General features: G+C 38.2%; 17 protein-coding genes and 1 pseudogene (1 of these 18 running past the window's edge). 17 read left to right on the top strand and 1 reads right to left on the bottom strand.

Annotated features, from left to right (window positions below; genetic code table 11):
- Positions 1–115: 115 nt before the first annotated feature.
- A complete protein-coding gene (locus tag L654_RS0113740) occupies positions 116–466 on the bottom strand; it encodes a hypothetical protein (protein WP_024591189.1) in 351 nt (116 codons plus the stop codon).
- Positions 467–630: 164 nt separating this feature from the next.
- On the opposite strand from L654_RS0113740, the gene L654_RS1000000127980 reads away from it, so the two are divergent.
- The 17 genes and pseudogenes from L654_RS1000000127980 to merA all read left to right on the top strand — a co-directional run.
- On the top strand, positions 631–801 hold the full coding sequence (locus L654_RS1000000127980) for a hypothetical protein (protein ID WP_158001142.1): 171 nt from the start codon (positions 631–633) through the stop codon (positions 799–801).
- A 27-nt stretch (positions 802–828) separates the two neighbouring features.
- The gene (locus L654_RS0113750; protein WP_024591190.1) at positions 829–1056 is read left to right on the top strand and encodes a hypothetical protein; all 228 of its coding nucleotides are present in this window, start codon (positions 829–831) and stop codon (positions 1054–1056) included.
- Between the two features lie 593 nt (positions 1057–1649).
- On the top strand, positions 1650–2384 hold the full coding sequence (locus tag L654_RS0113760) for a DUF4165 domain-containing protein (protein ID WP_024591192.1): 735 nt from the start codon (positions 1650–1652) through the stop codon (positions 2382–2384).
- Positions 2385–2428: 44 nt separating this feature from the next.
- Positions 2429–5992 carry an Ig-like domain-containing protein gene (locus L654_RS0113765; RefSeq protein ID WP_024591193.1) on the top strand — a complete coding sequence of 1188 codons (3564 nt, stop codon included), beginning with the start codon at positions 2429–2431 and terminating at the stop codon, positions 5990–5992.
- A 30-nt stretch (positions 5993–6022) separates the two neighbouring features.
- The gene (locus L654_RS0113770; RefSeq protein ID WP_024591194.1) at positions 6023–8605 is read left to right on the top strand and encodes a hypothetical protein; all 2583 of its coding nucleotides are present in this window, start codon (positions 6023–6025) and stop codon (positions 8603–8605) included.
- Positions 8606–8773: 168 nt separating this feature from the next.
- On the top strand, positions 8774–8974 hold the full coding sequence (locus L654_RS0113775) for a hypothetical protein (RefSeq protein WP_024591195.1): 201 nt from the start codon (positions 8774–8776) through the stop codon (positions 8972–8974).
- Positions 8975–9008: 34 nt separating this feature from the next.
- The gene (locus L654_RS0113780) at positions 9009–9281 is read left to right on the top strand and encodes a hypothetical protein (protein ID WP_024591196.1); all 273 of its coding nucleotides are present in this window, start codon (positions 9009–9011) and stop codon (positions 9279–9281) included.
- 309 nt (positions 9282–9590) lie between these two features.
- A complete protein-coding gene (locus tag L654_RS0113785) occupies positions 9591–10739 on the top strand; it encodes a DUF4158 domain-containing protein (RefSeq protein WP_225305755.1) in 1149 nt (382 codons plus the stop codon).
- A gap of 68 nt (positions 10740–10807) precedes the next feature.
- Complete coding sequence (locus L654_RS0113790) at positions 10808–11104, top strand: hypothetical protein (RefSeq protein WP_024591198.1); 297 nt, start codon at positions 10808–10810, stop codon at positions 11102–11104.
- A gap of 5 nt (positions 11105–11109) precedes the next feature.
- Positions 11110–11451, top strand: coding sequence for an IS66 family insertion sequence element accessory protein TnpB (gene tnpB / locus L654_RS0113795; protein ID WP_158001143.1), 342 nt, complete (start codon positions 11110–11112; stop codon positions 11449–11451).
- An 86-nt stretch (positions 11452–11537) separates the two neighbouring features.
- Positions 11538–13070, top strand: a complete 1533-nt coding sequence (locus L654_RS0113800) for an IS66 family transposase (RefSeq protein ID WP_024608231.1) — start codon at positions 11538–11540, stop codon at positions 13068–13070.
- Positions 13071–14948 carry a Tn3 family transposase gene (locus L654_RS1000000127305; protein ID WP_024591201.1) on the top strand — a complete coding sequence of 626 codons (1878 nt, stop codon included), beginning with the start codon at positions 13071–13073 and terminating at the stop codon, positions 14946–14948.
- 57 nt (positions 14949–15005) lie between these two features.
- A complete protein-coding gene (merR, locus tag L654_RS0113810; RefSeq protein ID WP_024591202.1) occupies positions 15006–15392 on the top strand; it encodes an Hg(II)-responsive transcriptional regulator in 387 nt (128 codons plus the stop codon).
- Between the two features lie 277 nt (positions 15393–15669).
- Positions 15670–15996 (top strand): mercuric transporter MerT family protein, encoded by a 327-nt coding sequence (locus tag L654_RS0113820; protein ID WP_024608232.1) that lies wholly within the window; start codon positions 15670–15672, stop codon positions 15994–15996.
- A gap of 50 nt (positions 15997–16046) precedes the next feature.
- Positions 16047–16322: a mercury resistance system periplasmic binding protein MerP gene (gene merP / locus L654_RS0113825; protein WP_024591204.1), complete on the top strand. Its 276-nt coding sequence runs from the start codon at positions 16047–16049 to the stop codon at positions 16320–16322.
- A 9-nt stretch (positions 16323–16331) separates the two neighbouring features.
- Entirely contained in the window at positions 16332–16751 is a 420-nt protein-coding gene (gene merC / locus L654_RS0113830; RefSeq protein WP_024591205.1) for an organomercurial transporter MerC, read from the top strand.
- 38 nt (positions 16752–16789) lie between these two features.
- Positions 16790–17975, top strand: a pseudogene (merA, locus tag L654_RS01000000126100) (mercury(II) reductase); it runs 441 nt beyond the window's last position.

The raw sequence follows: 17975 nt of genomic DNA on the forward strand, positions 1-17975 counted from the left end.
GCAGAATACGTTGCGCGTTTTAATTTCGTCATTTTTTCACCCAAATTTGTATGCTTATTAGCATAACATTTCTTTCTTAATGGGTGGCCAAATTAACTATGCCACTACAATGCCACTACAGTAACAATTTAAATGAAATAGTAGAACTTAATGAGCCTATTGGAATCGTTAATTCACCCGCAGTCACTTCAAAATCGACTCCCGCACTCGCTGTAATAGCGGTCACTTCATAGCTTAATGTCACTTCTTCTTTTGTTGCTTTTGAGAGAGACAAGCGAACACTACTATCTAAAACTGAGTCAGCGGGCTCATTAATAAGTTTTGACGCCTCAATAGAAATTGATGCGGGAGTTGTGTCTTCTGGAAAAGTAAATCCACCACTTTTTTCATCTTCCTCACTACCACATCCACTGAGTACCGAGGCTGCGGCTAAAGCGAGTACAATATTACTCTTTTTAAGTTTCATAACTGCTTTCCAATATTTGAGTTAATAACACATGATTTCGTCAAATAATATCAACCGGCTACCACAACATTAAATTTTACAGAGGCTATAAATGCTATCTGTAATTTTTTTATTTGCACTTGATACTAAGTAAGGTTAGAAAAAATCCACATGAAAGGTCTAATATGAATATCATTAAAATTGGATTGCTTGCAGCAAGTATAACCAGTATATCCAGAGTTTCAGCTTGTGAAAAATGGCAGTTTATAGTCACTGGCGAAAGCCAACTCATATCTTCGACACTTGAAATAGAGTACGAACCGACTGAGCAGATTATAAAAACCGTTACTAATTAAATAAACGTTAAAGGTGAGCCCATCTTTGTGGATGGTGAAAAGCCTTATTTAGAATTATTAGTAAGTAGTTCAGATAAACAACGGTTTACTTATGAACTCATGGCTAATCTGCCTGTAACTACCGATGAAGGCATCTTGTTAAGGCCATTCGATATTGAAGATGTTGCGCCATTGCAGAATGGTTACTTAAACTTTCATCAACGTGGTGATGTTAAAATCACGCTCTATGGCCAGAAATTAACGTGCACAGATTGATTTAGTGCCACTAATCAGGATTAACCGCCATAATTTAGAGGTCATACAGTTAACACCTCTACGTTTTAACGGCACAGTGTCGGTTAATTATATCTACTTCAAACTTGGCAGACAGGTAGCGTTATATGAGTATAAAGTCAAAAGTATCGAAATTATTGAAGGGAATAAAAACTCATTTTATTGGTTTTTTAAAGTACGTTTTATATATGGGTGGACCTTTTATAATCCTATATGCACTAGGAGACTTAATTTGGCTCGTAAATGAAAAGTATGGAAGCATCATATTTTTTATCTTGGTTATCTATATCTACATTGGTGTAGCTCAAAACAAGGTTGAGAAGTCAGAGTTTCAAAATAATTCTTTCAATATAAATTTGATGTTTAATTTATGGAAGAATATAGCTATATGGCCAATTAAAAAGGTTTGTGGATAATTATGATGTAAATCAAATGCATACAGTTTAATTTACAAACTAATAGTCCCGTATCATAAAAAACGCATAAGCTAGAGTGTACTAATTTATGCGTCCTATTTTTTAACATTTCCCTTTCAATGCTTAAGAATACCTACATTATCCATAATAGGTATTGTCATGAACAAATTCACTAAGGCAACTTTATTGCTAACGGCTGGTGGTTTAATCCCCACCGCATCAGCTGAGTTACTTGAAATAAACTACACTGATTCAAACCAAGTTATAAAAACTCAAAAGCCAACAGAAGCGTATATCGGCACAAATAACGATATTCAATTTTCTCTAAGCGCCGGTGTAGAACGCTTAGTTCAGCTAACAATCACAAATTCAAGCAATGAAATTGTGAATACATTAACTAGTGAAAAGTTAGGCCCAGCAGATCGTATTACGGTTAATGGGAAAGAATATTACGGCTCACTTTTAAAACTAGACTCTATTGCAGACGGTAAATATCAAGCAACAGCGAGTATTTTAAGTGCAAGTAGCAATTTAATTTCTTCTGAAACATATGATTTAATTGTTGACACTACGGCCCCAACAATGGGGGCGTTTACATGGTCATTTCCCTATGGCAGTGGTAATGCTCCAGATGGACTACCGAAGTTTAGTCATACGAGTGACCGCCACTTTACTCTTGGTAATATTACCGATGACCTTTCTGGTATTGATAAAATAATTTATAAAACATATTGGGAATCAGATGGTAAGGAAGGTCAGTTATATAAAACAGGCGATGTACCATATTATCCAATCTTGAATAAAGCTATGTTAGGAACAGGGGGGGATAATTCTAATGCAGCTGTATTTTTTCCTTCAGGAACACAAAGTAAGCACAAAGTAAGCACAAAGTAATTTTTGAAGTATTCGATTTAGCAGGTAACAGTGCTGAAAAAGAGATGTACTTTTATAATAATTCTAAATGTGGACCAAGCCCCAAAATCGTTGCAATTGAAGACCCAACGTACACAGGTGATTACTTGGGGCAAGCCGGATTTAGGCCTGTTACCGATAAAACTCCAATCAACAAAAACCCACTTGAAGCTATATACCGTATCTCGAAAGAGGCCTATAAAGCAGCTCCGGGAGCATCTGTATTCGCAGGGTCAACAACAGGTATAACGAATCGCGGTTTAATTTCAGTTGATGATGAATTCGCTTATTTTAAAATTTATGGTCCAGCAAATACCTCTAATAACTTCAACTATCCAAATGCTGGGTGGACAAACAACAGTACGTGGCGTTGTAACTCTCTTTCCTTTCCAAACCCTGAATTTACAGACAAAACATTACCACCAAAAGGCACTAATATAGAAGCGTTTGTTGATGGGGTTGGCTGGGTACCTAAAACCTATAGGGCTTCGGGTGAAAATGGGCGCGATACAATAATATCAAAGATACGAATTACAGGAAGTGTTAGAGGTTACGAACAATACGCAAGTATGTATGGAAGTTCATGTAAAATTCCACCTGGGGATAGTTCCTGTGAACTAGATACAAACTTAGCGTTTAATAAAACAGGTACTGTTGGCTATTACCATTCAAGGCCTCTTTTACGAAGCTCTGACAACACTAGCATGTTTGACAGTACCTTAAGCCATGTTTGGGAGTGGGATGCACAAGACCCAATAATTAATGAAATAATTGAGCATGATGAAACAGAAAAAAAAATCAGTTTTAGTATTACTGAGTTAAAGTCGGGCAGTACGTGGGATAGAGTGAAGCTCGGTAGTGCTGGAATTATTATAAAAAAGGACGGCAATGTAATTGAAAATATATCAGCTTCTTCTTTACTTCGTTCCGGTTCAGATTATGTCGCTACAGTTAATTATTCTAATTTAGATCATGGCTCTTTCGAGATGTTTGCTTGGGCTAAAGATAATTATAGTAACTATGTTGAGAAGCTTCTTTTATCGATTGATAACGATATAAAGGCACCTGATTTAGTTTTTTCGATAGAAAGTGGCGCTACAATAAAATCATTGGATGAAATTACGATATCTCTTACCGACGACAATGAATCTAAAATTAAGTCTGTCAATTTAAAAGGTGGCCCAGCTAACGAAAATGTATTCTTAGCCACCAGCGAAACTAGTGAAGGTCTTTATGCATTAGAATACCCAGTGCTATTCCCAGACGAAAACTCAATATACATTCTTACCGTCTTAGCAGAAGACAATGTAGGGAATATAATTGAAAAAGAGTTACGGTTTAATTATGTTGCAGAAAAAATAGGCTTAGAAAGTGGCTTATCAGAAATAACTTTACCTGCAACGGGGGCGGTGTTCAAAGACGTTGACGGTAACCTTCCTCTTTATAGTAAACCTATTAAATTAAGTGATGGCAGTACCATAAGTGGAAAATACCCAGTTTTTGTGACTTTACGTAGTGACAGTGAAGGCAGTGTATTTATTAATAACAAAGAAATATTGCCAGGTACTACAAAAACCGTTGATTACGCTTATGACTTTGCTTTAAGTGGAGGTCGCTACAACTTAGACTTGGTGACCAAGCAAAACACATTTACAAAAGGCAGCTTATTGATCGCTTCATCTGCACCTAATTCACCGGTGCTAATAACTGATTATAAGTTCAGCGGCTACAAAGGAACAAAGCAGGTTAATACATCGCCTTACGCGATTACAGATAAATTTCAATTAAAGTATAGATTAGGTGATCAGGCATCTAACTACTGTAGCGCCTTCACTTCGTCACTTGAGGAAGTACAAAATTCTGACACATTTAAAGACAGGCTTTGCTACGTACAGATGAATATCAAGGGCGTAAAGCAAAGCTTTGATGTTACTGATACACAAGCTATGCTTTCTTCTTATTTAGTATCATTAAATGACCAGTTTGCTGAATTTAAAGTAAGCGTTGTTGGGTATAACAATGAGTTATTCACATTATTTCATGACAAAATTCTAGTAACGCCACGCGATCCAAAAGATAGCTTGGCGACTACGCTAGAGTATACAGACGATTTTATTTATCATGAAATACAAGATATAGACACGTATGTATCGATGGCAAATTATCAAGGCTGCGCGTTAACAACAAGTATCGAGCAAGCTAAAAAACGTGCATTTGATAAAGTTGGGGCTGAAGAAACACCACTTTGTTTGGTTGAATGGACTAATTATCCAAGCGGCTTAACCGAAGATAAATCGACTGGCAAGGTAAATGGCTTTCCGGACAAACTTGGTTCTACAACCTTTGATTGGGAAATTAAGATTTTCTTCAATGAGAATGAATCTATGCCTATTTCAATTGGCTCAAAAGCGGTTGATATTGTCGAGCCTATAGCACCTAAGTTGACGGCCACCACGATTGAGTTTACCAATGGAGTTGTCTCAACAAGTGCAAACCATCTACTGCGTGATAGCACCGCAAGCGTTAAGGGAATTACATTTAGTGTTGAGCCTCGGCTGTATAAACAAATCATTAGCTTTAATGGTGAGAGTTGTACAGTAGAGAGTAACTTTACAAAATGTGCTTTACCTGTCGATATAGCACCGTTAGGGAATAAAGTAGACCAGTTACAGGGTAATACTAGCCTGAAAATCGACATTGATTCTGACCGCCCTTACTTTTTAGACAAGGGCATGGGTACATTTACAAATGGATTGAGCTGGGATTATACAGCGCCTTTATTGCATGAAATTGTTATTAACAACAAAAACGATGATAGCGTTATTGAAAAGCAATTAGAAGAAGGCAGTGCTAAAGCTAAACAGGATGAAATTCTAGTTATTGTTAAATCGCCATTCACCAACATTAAAAATGATGAAACATGGAAATTAAAAAATTCGGCATTAATAATCGAAGAAATTGAAGACATAAGATTTCAACAATCAGTAAAGATTGATAACAATACATTCTATTTTAGTAGCTCAAAACAAAACTTGAGTGAAGATAATCGACTCCCACCGACCAAAACCGAGCTGGTGGGTGATTACATTGTTTATCACTACGATATGACCCCATTGTCAGATGGTGCTTTTAAGTTCAGTTTGAACCTGCGTGACTATTACGATAACGGTACTGATTATGAAAACCCCATTTTTTACTTGCAGCGCTTTGCCCCTGAAGTTCAATTAACATATTTACGTGACAAATCTCGTAGTACCAATCCATTTTACTTTGCCAGTGACTTTGGCGCTGTAACAAATCCAGGGTGGGATACAAAAAATGAAATAATAGAGGCTACATTTGGTGGTGTACCACTTACTTTAGTGGATGATCCAATTGATGCTAAAAGCTACGTTAAGTTCTTTGATGGAAATTTAGATAACCTAACGCCCGGTGATACCTATGAACTGATTGTAAAAGCGAAAGATTCGTTTGGCAATATAGGTCAAACTGAAGAGAAATATGTGTATGCGCCGTCAAAATTCAGTATTAAATCTAAAGACACTGGCACACATGATCTTTACCAATATATTCAGCGCGGTACGTTATAGATCTACCAAAGCCAGTATCTTTGTAACTTTGTGGCATCTAAAGATTTAGCTATTGAAATATCAAGAGATGCTAGAAAAGGCTGTTACGTCAAATTAGACAACCTACCTAAAGGCATGGACGCTCTCTATCAAGGCTGGGCTATGACTGTTACGGGGTCTATACATGATGAACTTGATAATACGGTTAGCTACAGCGCTTATGTTGTTAACCCTGATGGTAATGAAGTAAAAGTAGAAGCTGGCGAGTTTGAATACAATATTAAAACTGCTGAACAAATGGCATTTGATTTAAACCCTATTATTGAACTTAAAGAAGGTGTTTATGGTGTTATCCCAGAAAATCCCGTTTTAGCACGCTATAGGCTTCAACACGTCGCGGGGGAGTTAAACATCAATGTAAGTCGTGGTGAGTATGAATCGTCTGAATACATGGCACAGAGGAGCCACAAGCCGATATATGAGCTACTTGGCATTATTCGTGATGACGATGTTGATAAGCGAAAAGTGTTTGACCGCTATCCGCTGGCAATAAATGCCGCCTACACGCTATCAGATGAACATTTAGCAGGTTCGACAGGCGAAGTTATTGTATTACCATCTCGTAAAGTGGCTATAAATTTAAGCATGGACTCAGAACGCAATGTATTAAGCACAGATGAAGTTCAAGTAACGGCGTTCATGGGAGAATGGAATTGGAAAGAAAAAATAAGTAAATATGATGCAAGCACCATGGGCGAATGGGATATTTATTTAGCGTATAAAAATAACAGAGGTGAAGAACAAGTAATTTCGGATACACAATCGAATAATGAAAATGGACAAGCTCAGTTCACGGTTGCTATTGCTGATATTTTCCGCAAAAGTAATGGTTTCTATGCTGTCGCGTCAGTCAAATCGCCACATAAAGAATATGAAAAGAAAATTATATCGACCCCTATATTCATGAGAATAGTTTTGGGTACTGGAGTAGATGGTGAATTAAGGAGCTCACAAGTAAGCGGAAAAGTGCCGTTTACCACACTAGTTCGTTATGACTATGAAACGATAGAAGATATGGTTGCCGGCAATGATACAAAATGGGAGATTTCAGAGAACCTTGCTGATTGGTCAGTGCTAGAAGAGTACGAAGGGCGTAACGCGATACCTTTCTTAATGCAAGCTGCTGGAGATAAGTACGTTAGAGCAACGGTTACAAACAAAAACACGGGTGAAGCGTCAGTTAGCACCCCACTTAAAATTAGTGGTTACGACAAAGCAAGCTTAGTGATTAAAGGACCATCTCAAGTATACGAAGGGCAAGAGTTTAAGCTCAATATGCTCGACTACAATACGACCCTTCATACATATGACGGACAAGCTCAATGGTCGCATGATGAGGGTAAAACATGGTTTGAAGGTGCGCCTGTACAGTCATTTATAGCTAAAGGCGAACAAGCGCTCATTATGGGTCGATTCAGATTCAGTACAACAACTGAAGCAGCGGGGGAGCAGGCATGGTCCGAAGCTCGTTACTATGCGCGTCCTGTAACTCCAAGGCCAGTGATGGCACAGATACGTGCACCTCATCTCGTTGAAATGGGCACGACAATAGATGTAGAAGGACAGGTGTTAAACTTAAACGGTGGCGTTGATTTACCTGTTAAATATGAATGGGTATTGCCTAATGGCCAATTGAAAAACGATGTGTCGTTTGAGTACACGCCTACTGAAAGTGATCTTGATGACAACAACCGGTTGAAGTTTGTGTTAAAGGCATGGGTGGATGGTTATAAAGAGGCTACTTATCGTGAAACTCAACGTAATTTAGAGAGCTGGGTGTATGAGTTTCCTGAAACGACTATTGATATAAGAAGTAATATCTTAGTAGCGCCAGCAAACATCACAGGCATGATATTGCAAAAACATAAGTTTATGCCAGGAGTTACTTATACCTATGAATGGTTGGAAAGTGACAATATTGAGATAACGAATCCAACCCGCATGTACTCTAATTTACTCGTCAAAACGCCGGGTGTGCATGAAATTAAGGCCAAAGTGACGGATAGTAGAGGCAAAGTAAAAGAGATAAGTAAGTTTATTGACGTACTTGAAGCTGATCCAGTGCAAGGGAGTTTAGTTCACTTTCCATCGAACCGTTATAGTCGTGCACCACTGGGGTTAGTAGCTCGCGCCCAAACTAAAGGCGGTCACCCACGAGATTTCATCATTGACTACAAGTGGTTTATAAATGGAGACGAAGTTGAAGTTAAACCGCCAAGAAGCCCAATGAATCGTTTTGAAATTGAGGAAGCGGGTATTTATGACATAAAGGTTATTGCTACCAGCATGTATGGCCAAGAAACTGAAATTAATGAACGATACGAAGTGTTTGAAAACAAAAAGCCAACCTGTCAGAGTGTTCAGTTAGTACGTTCGGGTACAATTCGTATTACGGCAACCTGTAAAGACGAAGATGGCTATGTAGTTGGTTATGACTGGTGGTTTAATGGTGAGTATGTAGGTCGTGGTGCTGCTTCAACTCAACTTAGGTTATCACAATACCCAACTATGAACGTGTCCTATGAAGCCGTAGATGATGCGGGTGGCCGCACTAAAGGATCGTTTAATTGGTAATTATGTAATACATACTAAAAAGCTCACGGCGTTTCAAATTGAATGACGTGGGCTTTTTAAAAGAGAATGATTTGCGGCATGAAGCATGAGATAGGACAGTAAATAAATTTAAATTAGTGTGATTGGAATATTCCAAAGTCTAAAGTAAACAAACCGAAAGGACTAATAATGAAAGAAGAAACCATTAAAGAAACAATAACAAAAGTCGAACAAGAACTTCAACAGGCGGAAGAAGAGCTTAGAAACTGGCAAGATTACGATTTCCGAAGAGAAGATGGCAGCATGAGACAGGACGCAATGCACGAAAAGCATGGTCGAGATGCTAAGCAAGAGGTAAATTCACTAAAGCTTAAGAATGAAAAAAGATAAATCAACAAAATAATTGGAATGTAGGAGTAACCGTATGTTAAAAAATCTAAATCAAAAGCAAAATCCAATAGTTGATCATGATGGTAAATTCAAAAAATCACCAGTTAAATTTGGTACGTTTATGTATGACATTAAAAATACTATCATTGGTATTCATGGAAGAACCCTAAAAGTATTTGATTTATCTGATGATAATGAAAGCTACTACCAAGCTTGGGTTGATGGGTATCAGAATGATGGATATTCACAAAATGAAGCTGTCCAAAACGCATTAAAATTTGCAATAGAAAAAAGGCATTCTTTATAAGATGGAAACTAGATTTTAACGTACGCTCAGTGCACTCCATTGGAATGCGGAGCGTATGCTTTAGTAAGTACATCCCTTATTAGTAAAGAATTACACGAATGATTCGTGTAGTGCATTGTAAGGTAATTGATTGGATACCTATTTACTCTCGGACGTATATTCATACAAATCGACTAATAGGGGTTTTGTGCCCATCCCCTCGAAATCGGCATTAAGGTTATTATTTGATCACTTATTTGAGGTATGATTATCAAAAAATAATTTTAAAGGCTTATCATCATTGCTGCTCAACTAACAAAACGTATTCAAATTCTCACACAGTCTGAAATTAATGAGCTTTACGCATTACCAAACTTTAGCCGAGCAGATAGAGAAGACTACTTCTCTATAGATAAAGAAACACAGAAGTTAATTAATACGCTAAGACAAACTGAAACACGAATATATTTTATTCTACTATTAGGTTACTTCAGATCACGACCTATAGTGTTTAACTTTACGTTTGCTGATGTTGAAGCTGATTATAACTATATTAAAACCAAGTATTTCAATGATAAATATATTGATACTGAAGATTTACCCCCCAGAACTAAAACTGCATTAATTAAAAAGTTACTGAGCTATACTGGCTTTTCGATTTTTCAAAGTAAAATAGATAAGGAACCGTTGCTTAGAAGGCTCAATAATGTTGTAAAAATCAATTTGGAGCCTAGATATGTTTTTGATGAATGCATTGCATATTTTGGTCAAAACAGAATAGCCTTAGCTGGCTACACAACATTGCAAGACACTATCTCAACAGTGTTATCAAATGAACGAAATCGTATCGAGACTATTCTCAATGAAAACTTAGCCCAACCTACAAAAGCAACGTTACTTAAATTACTTGAATCAAATAGCACCTTTACTGATTTAGCCAAATTAAAGAAAATGGCTAAAGATTTTTCGGCTAGTCAAATAGCACAAGAGCTGAAGACGCATAAAATCATACGTTCACTTTACCCTGAAATTAAGGTACTTATTGCTGAACTCGAATTATCCCCTAAGAACCTTGAGTATTATGCTTCCTTGGTCAAACATAAGTCCGTTTATAAGCTCAGAAGACACGATGACAGCCAGACCATCTTATATCTTGTGTGCTATTTATTTTTTAGATACCGCGAAACTAACGACAATTTAGTATCAGCCTTTATCTATATGATTAGAAAGTTGACGGAATCAGCTAAGGGCTATGCTAAACAACGCATTGTAGAGGATGTCACTATTGTTCGAACCAAATTAAAATCCGCTGGTAGCTTGTTAAAGTATTTTATCGATACAGATATGGACGATAACCTTAGTTTTGGTGATGTGCGTAAGAAAGCTTTTGAACTGATCCCTGCCGATAGTATTAAGTTGTTAAGCGACCATTTAGATAATACTGACTTTGATGGACGTGAATATGAAGTAAGCGTCTAGCCAAGTGCACCTGCAAGTAACTCGTCAAAACTATTAAGCTATCCCTGAATTTCAATTAAGAGGTAGCTATGAGAAAAACACGTAGCCTTGAGCAATGGCGTAGTATTATAGAAGAGCAACAATCGAGTGATTTAACTATCACTGAGTATTGTCAGCAAAATACTTTATCAAAAACAACTTTTTATGCCGCAAAAAACAAGCTAAAGGCATTACCTGGCAATTTTGTTCGCGCCAAAATCACTAAACAACCTGACGTTATCAAGCCGCAACAGCCGATAACCCTCACTGTTGGCAAAGTAAAAGTCAGCTTGCCATCAACAACGCCTGCAACTTACCTCAGCCAATTGTTACGCGAGTTTGCCTGATGAAAATGTTTGTTGAACCCGAGCGTATTTATTTACACCGCGATGCTGTGGATTTTCGAAAATCGATTGATGGTCTGGTCGCCATCGTTGAAGGCGAGCTTGAACGTGATGCCTACACTGGCGCGCTATTTTTGTTTTGCAACAAAGCGAAAGATAAACTCAAATTAGTGTACTGGGATAAAACAGGGTTTGCTTTGTGGTATAAGCGACTCGAAAAACAAAAGTTCAAATGGCCAAATAAAGCCACTTTGCAAGAATTTGAACTCAGCTCTGGGCAACTGGATTGGTTGTTGTCGGGATATGATGTGCTTGGCCATGAAGAATTGCAGTATCAATCTATGATCTAATTAACAGTAAACGATCATTGCCACACATCCGTTTTTATTTGCCCTGCAAACGAGAAAAGTGCATAAAACTTTGTTAAATTGCAGGGATGAAACTTGATGCACACTCACTTCCTGATGACCCAGAACAACTCAAGCGCATGCTGCTTGAGTTGCAACATGTCGTCGCTAAAAAAGATGAAGAGTTAGCTAAAAAGGATGCGCAAATTCACGAATTGCTGCAAGCTTATAATGCGAAACTTGCCAAAGAGTACGCTAAGAAATCAGAAAAAATGCCGGGGGCGGGTGAAGTATTCAATGAAGCAGAAGAAACGCTTGATGAGTATGATAAATCGCAATTGGCCACATCGCCCTCAGTAAAGAAAGAAAAAGCCAAACCGAAACGCCGCCCACTGCCGGCGCAATTACCACGAGTAGACGTGATTGTTGACCTCAATGAGGGTGAAAAAGTATGTGATTGCTGTCAAAGCACCTTACATAAAATGGGTGAAAGCAGCAGTGAAGCATTAGATTTTGTGCCAGCACATATCAAAGTGATTAAAACGATTCGCCCGAAATATACATGCCGTCACTGTGAGCAAGAAGGTATTGATTGTGTGGTGAAATCCGCCCCGATGCCCGCATCACCCATTCCAAAAAGTATCGCAACGGCCAGCTTGCTGAGTCAAATAATCACGTGTAAATACCAGTTTGGCTTACCGCTTTATCGCCTAGAAACAATGTTAGGCGATATTGGTATAGAATTAAGCAGGCAAACCATGTCGAGCTGGATGCTACGTTGTGCACAATTGTTGTCACCCCTGTATCAACGCTTAAAAGAGGTGTTGTTATCGCAAGCAGTTATCCATGGCGATGAAACCCCGTTAAACGTCATCAACGCAGATAAAGCGACAAGCTATATGTGGCTGTATTGTTGCGGTGATGATAAACCGGGTAAAAGCACTAATATTGTCCTGTTCGATTATCATAACAGCCGTGCGGGCCAATGTGCGGTTGATTTTCTTGATGGTTACCAAGGCTACATGCACGTTGATGGTTACAAGGCTTATGAGCAAACTCAGGCAACACTGGTTGCATGCCTTGCTCATATGCGTCGTAAATTCATCGAAGCGAAAGGCAATAATAAGAAAACAGGCAAAGCGGATGTAGCGCTCAACCTCATTGGTAAGCTCTACGGTATTGAGCAAGCCATCAAAGATAAGCCAGCCACAGAGAAGTACACTGTTAGACAACAAAAAGCCAAACCTATTGTTGACGAGTTATACCAATGGTTGCTCAAACACAAAGATAAAATCCCGCCCAAAATGGCGCTAGGTAAAGCCATTAACTACGCGATAAATCAATTTGAAAAATTCCGGCGGTACCTTGATGATGGCAGACTTAAAATAGATAACAACCGCGCAGAGCGAGCCATAAAACCCTTCGTGATAGGGCGAAAAAACTGGTTGTTCTCAAATACCAGCAAGGGTGCACATGCCAGTGCGGTACTTTATAGCCTTGTTGAAACGGCGAAGGCAAATGACCTTGTGGTGCATGACTATATTTCTAGTTGCTTACAGCACCTAGCTGAGCAGCCTGATAACCTTGAGGCGCTGTTACCTTGGAACATTAAGAAAGGCTAGGTGTCGTTAGCTAGACGCTTACAATATGAATGGCAGTTCATCGATAAACAATCAAGTAAAATTAGAAAACTGATCCGCTCACTCTTTATGTCTATTGATATTGAGTTCATTCACTTAAAGGACGAATTACGCGAACAATACACTACGGCTCACGAAGAGTTAAGCGAATTCAAAACCATAAAAACGATTAATATCGATGTGGTACCTAAAAGTGACCGCGAATATTTTGAAGGTGACAATATCAAGTTAAATGCTAATCGTTTTGAATATTTCCTTTACCGTAAGGCAGAGCAACTGTTTCATAGTAATACAATGACGGTTAAAGAAAGCGTTAATAATCGTAGTTTAGCCTCAGATCTTATTCAACCTAAAGAATGGGAGCACAAAACTGAAATAATTGAAAATTCAGGGCTTGATAAACTCGCTACTCCCATCAACCAAACACTAGCCGATAAAAATCAACAATTAGAGGCCAAGCTGAAGGAAGTGAGTGAGCATATTTTTAGTGGCGATAATAAGTACGTTGAATTTATTCCTGGCAAGACTGAACTTAAGTGGTCAATTCCGAACAACCGATGGCAAGAAAGTATTGAAAACCCCCTTTATAATCAAATCCAACATATGGGCATTGTTGAACTAATGCTCTTTGTTGACCAAAAGACTGACTTTCTAAAATCGTTCACTCACATTTCTGTCAACAAAGAAAAATCACCGGCTAATAAGGAAGATCTAATCGCTTGCATATTAGCTAATGGTACTAATTATGGCTTATATAAAATGGCGAATATCTCCGACCGTTCCATGGGGATATTACGTAGTGTGGATGATAGCTATATTAGATATGAGACGTTAACACAATCTAATGATCAGGTTTCTAATGCAATCGCCACTTTGCCAATTTTTGCTTATTACCACGCGGATGATAACCAATTATTTTCAAGTATTGATGGTCAAAAATTCGAGTGCCGTATTAATACATTTAAGGCGCGTTATTCATCTAAATATTTTTCAAAAGGCAAAGGGGTTTCTGCGCTAACACTTGTTTCAAATCACGTTCCAGTGAGTACGCAAGTTATTGGTGCAAATGAGTATGAAGGCCACTTTGCTTTCGACTTACTTTATAACAATTCATCAGATATACAGCCAAATACCTTATCGACCGATACGCATGGTACCAATAATGTTAACTTCGCAATTTTGGACTTCTTTGGTTACACGTTTGCCCCTCGATACGCAAAAATGAAACGAGTATTTTTTGATTTGTTTGAAGTGACTGAAGAGGATGGTGGCTGTATTCAATTAAAGAAAGAAATTAATCATAAATTAATTGCACAAGAGTGGAATGAAATTCAACATATTGTTTGCTCATTGAGCCGTAAAACTACTACCCAAAGCACTATCATTAGAAAATTAAGTAACGGCAAGAGCCGTACATTGTCAGCTTTGCATGAGTACGATCGTTTAATAAAGTCTATCTACGTTTTAGAGTATGTTGATAATTCAACGCTGCGCCATTATGTTCAACAAGCATTGAACAGAGGTGAAGCATACCATCAATTAAAACGGGCAATTACTTCAGTTAATGGTAACAAATTCCGTGGAGGAAATGATTACCAAGTATCTCAATGGAACGACTGCGCTAGGCTCATATCTAATTGCATTATTTATTATAATTCCGCGTTACTTTCGGCATTTCTGCAAATACAAGAAAGAAATGGCAGGCAAGACGTGGTTGAACTTATTTCTAGACTATCGCCTGTTGCTTGGCAGCATATTAATTTAAACGGTGAATATGCTTTTAATAAAGATCGTAAAGAAATAGATTTAGTTGGTTTACTCAACGGTATCGAGTCAATTAGCAACACAAAGAACGGATAAAACAAGTTACAATAATAAATGTATTTAACACTATGATACTCTCAGTAAGGACAATTAATGTCTAGAACCATCAGTAAAATAGCAAAGGAAATCGGGATCAATATTGAAACCGTGCGTTTTTATGAACGTAAGGGACTAATAAAACAACCCGTTAAACCTTTACAGGGTTATAGACAATATTCAACAGAAACGGTAAATAGAATTCGTTTCATTAGGCGTTCTCAGGAGTTAGGATTCACCTTAAGTGAAATAGAGGGATTACTTTCACTTAATGATAGTCCCTGTAACCAAGTAGAAGAGTTAGCGAAAAAAAAATTAGTGGCTATTCAAACCAAACAAGCCGATTTATTACTTTTAGAAAAAGCACTCTTAGAACATATCGGCCAATGTCAAAGTAACGAAGATGATACATGTTGCCCTATTATCGATTCTTTACAGCCATAAAGTGTCAAATTTCAGCTGATTTTTTTATACTGCCTGTCACTTAAAAACAAATTATCAACACCGCCAAACCTTACCCATTGTTCCTATGTCGAACTATCGGCTTCGTTTTATCTCTCGAATTGCATATCACTATAGCGCTAGATGAAAGAGCCTGCTCTAAATCAAGGTCATATTGAGCATGGTCAAAATACATTTTATTACTTTAATAAAAAACGCTCTTGACTCCGTACCTAGGTACATGAATTACATTAATACCATAATTTAACGAGGTATCCATATGAATCAGAAAACATCAAACCTTCCAATGATAGGCGGCATTTTAGCTGCNGTCGGCCCTCTCGTGTTATTGCTACTTGGCATAAGCGGCTCTTGGATAGGTAATTTAACCGCATTTGAACCCTACAGACCCGTATTTGTTCTGTTTGTGGTGTTGTTATTTAGTTACTCAGGCTGGAAGATTTACCGTCCTGTAGAAGAATGTAAACCTGATACGGCATGTGCGGTACCAGCAACACAACAGCGACGTAAAGTTATCTTTTGGCTTAGTGCATTAACTGCGCTTATTTTGGTCACTAGCAATTACTGGATACTTTGGTTCGCTTAACTTTTTATCAAAAAATTTACTTTTACACTACTTAAAATTTGGGATCACCTATGAAAAAATTATTATTAAGCTGTTTACTTTCTCTTTCAACCATCAGTGCTTTTGCTGAAACTCAAACGGTTACGCTTGACGTACCCACGATGAATTGTGCTACATGCCCAATAACGGTTAAGCATTCACTAAAAAATGTCGAGGGTGTTGAAAAAGCCGAAGTCACTTACGGAACCAAATTAGCCGTGGTTTCTTATGATGATGCCAAAACCAACGTTGATGCCTTAATAGAAGCAACAACCAATGCGGGTTATCCGTCTACATTGAAAAAATAGAGGTGAGCTATGTTTAATCCTTTAAAGCTTTTAACACGCATTGGCGATAAAACAGGATCTTTAGGCGCAGTTGTTTCAGCAATGGGGTGTGCCATGTGCTTCCCTGCTATTGCCAACATTGCAGCGGCATTAGGTATGGGGTTTTTAGGCCAATGGGAAGGATTATTCATCAATACTTTATTTCCATTATTTGCCTCATTAGCCTTAGCAATGAATCTTTTAGGTTGGCTTAGTCATCGCCAGTGGCACCGTAGTTTACTCGGTTCAATCGGCCCGATTTTAGTTTTATTGTCCTTATACCCTTGGTTTGAATATGAATGGAGTTCATACGCTACTTATGCAGGGCTAGGGTTAATGGTTGCGGTTTCAATATGGGATATGGTTTCTCCTGCAAGTCGTCGCTGTGATGATGAAACGTGCCCTGCATAACCATTACTTTTTAACTTATAAAAATTGGAAATATTTAAATGTTCACTTTATCTATTAAAGGTATGACTTGTAGCAGTTGCACTAATCACATTAATGAAGCTGTTGAAGCAATCCAAGGCGTAACATGTATTGACGTTTCATATGATAATGCTACAGCCAAAATCGAGACAGAAAATGACAACAACCGTTGTGAAATTATTGATGCAATAGAAGCACTTGGCTATACCGTAGCTGAACTAGATTTACATAAAACCAAACAATTACATGTTGCGATTATTGGTAGTGGCTCAGGTGCTTTTGCTAGTGCTATTAAGGCGGCAGAAGGTGGGGCTAGAGTAACCATTATCGAAGGTGCAGAGGTCATTGGTGGTTGTTGCGTCAATGTCGGTTGTGTCCCCTCAAAAATACTTATTCGTGCTGCGCAATTAGCACATCAACAACGAGAAAACCCATTTGATGGACTTGAAAACAATAATCCTCAAATAAACCGTTCTCTGCTAGCACATCAACAAACAGCGCGTGTTGATGAATTACGTGGGGCTAAATACATCAGTATTTTAGAGTCAAACCCTGCATTGACCTTATTAAAAGGGTTTGCGCGTTTCAAAAATGAAAATACATTACTTGTCAAAAAAGAGGATGGCTCAGAAGAAGAACTTATTGCTGATCGCATTTTAATTGCAACAGGCTCTACACCGACTATTCCACCAATTAATGGTTTAACCGATACCCCGTATTGGACATCTACAGAAGCGCTATTTGCTCAAGAACTACCTGAGAGTTTACTTGTCATTGGTTCATCCGTTATCGCGTTAGAAATAGCCCAAGCTTATGCGCGTTTAGGTAGTAAGGTTACGGTATTAGCACGCCATACGTTGTTATATGCAGAAGATCCATTATTAGGTCAAAAGCTTACTGAATGCTTTGAAAAAGAAGGTATTCGCGTATTAAATAACACACAAGCGAGAAGCGTTAGCCATGATGGACACTCATTCTCATTAGACACTAATGAGGGGGTTTTAAACGCTGACAAGTTACTCATTTCTACGGGTCGTCATGCAAATACCGAGCAGCTTGGTTTAGAGGAGGTGGGTGTTGAAACACAAAGAAATGGCGCTATTGTTGTTAATGATAAAATGGAAACATCAACGGCTAATATTTATGCCGCTGGTGATTGCTCTAACATGCCCCAGTTTGTTTATGTAGCAGCCGCAGCAGGCAGTC

The organism is Pseudoalteromonas sp. TAB23, from assembly GCF_000498075.1.
GTDB classification, from domain to species: Bacteria; Pseudomonadota; Gammaproteobacteria; order Enterobacterales; family Alteromonadaceae; genus Pseudoalteromonas; species Pseudoalteromonas arctica.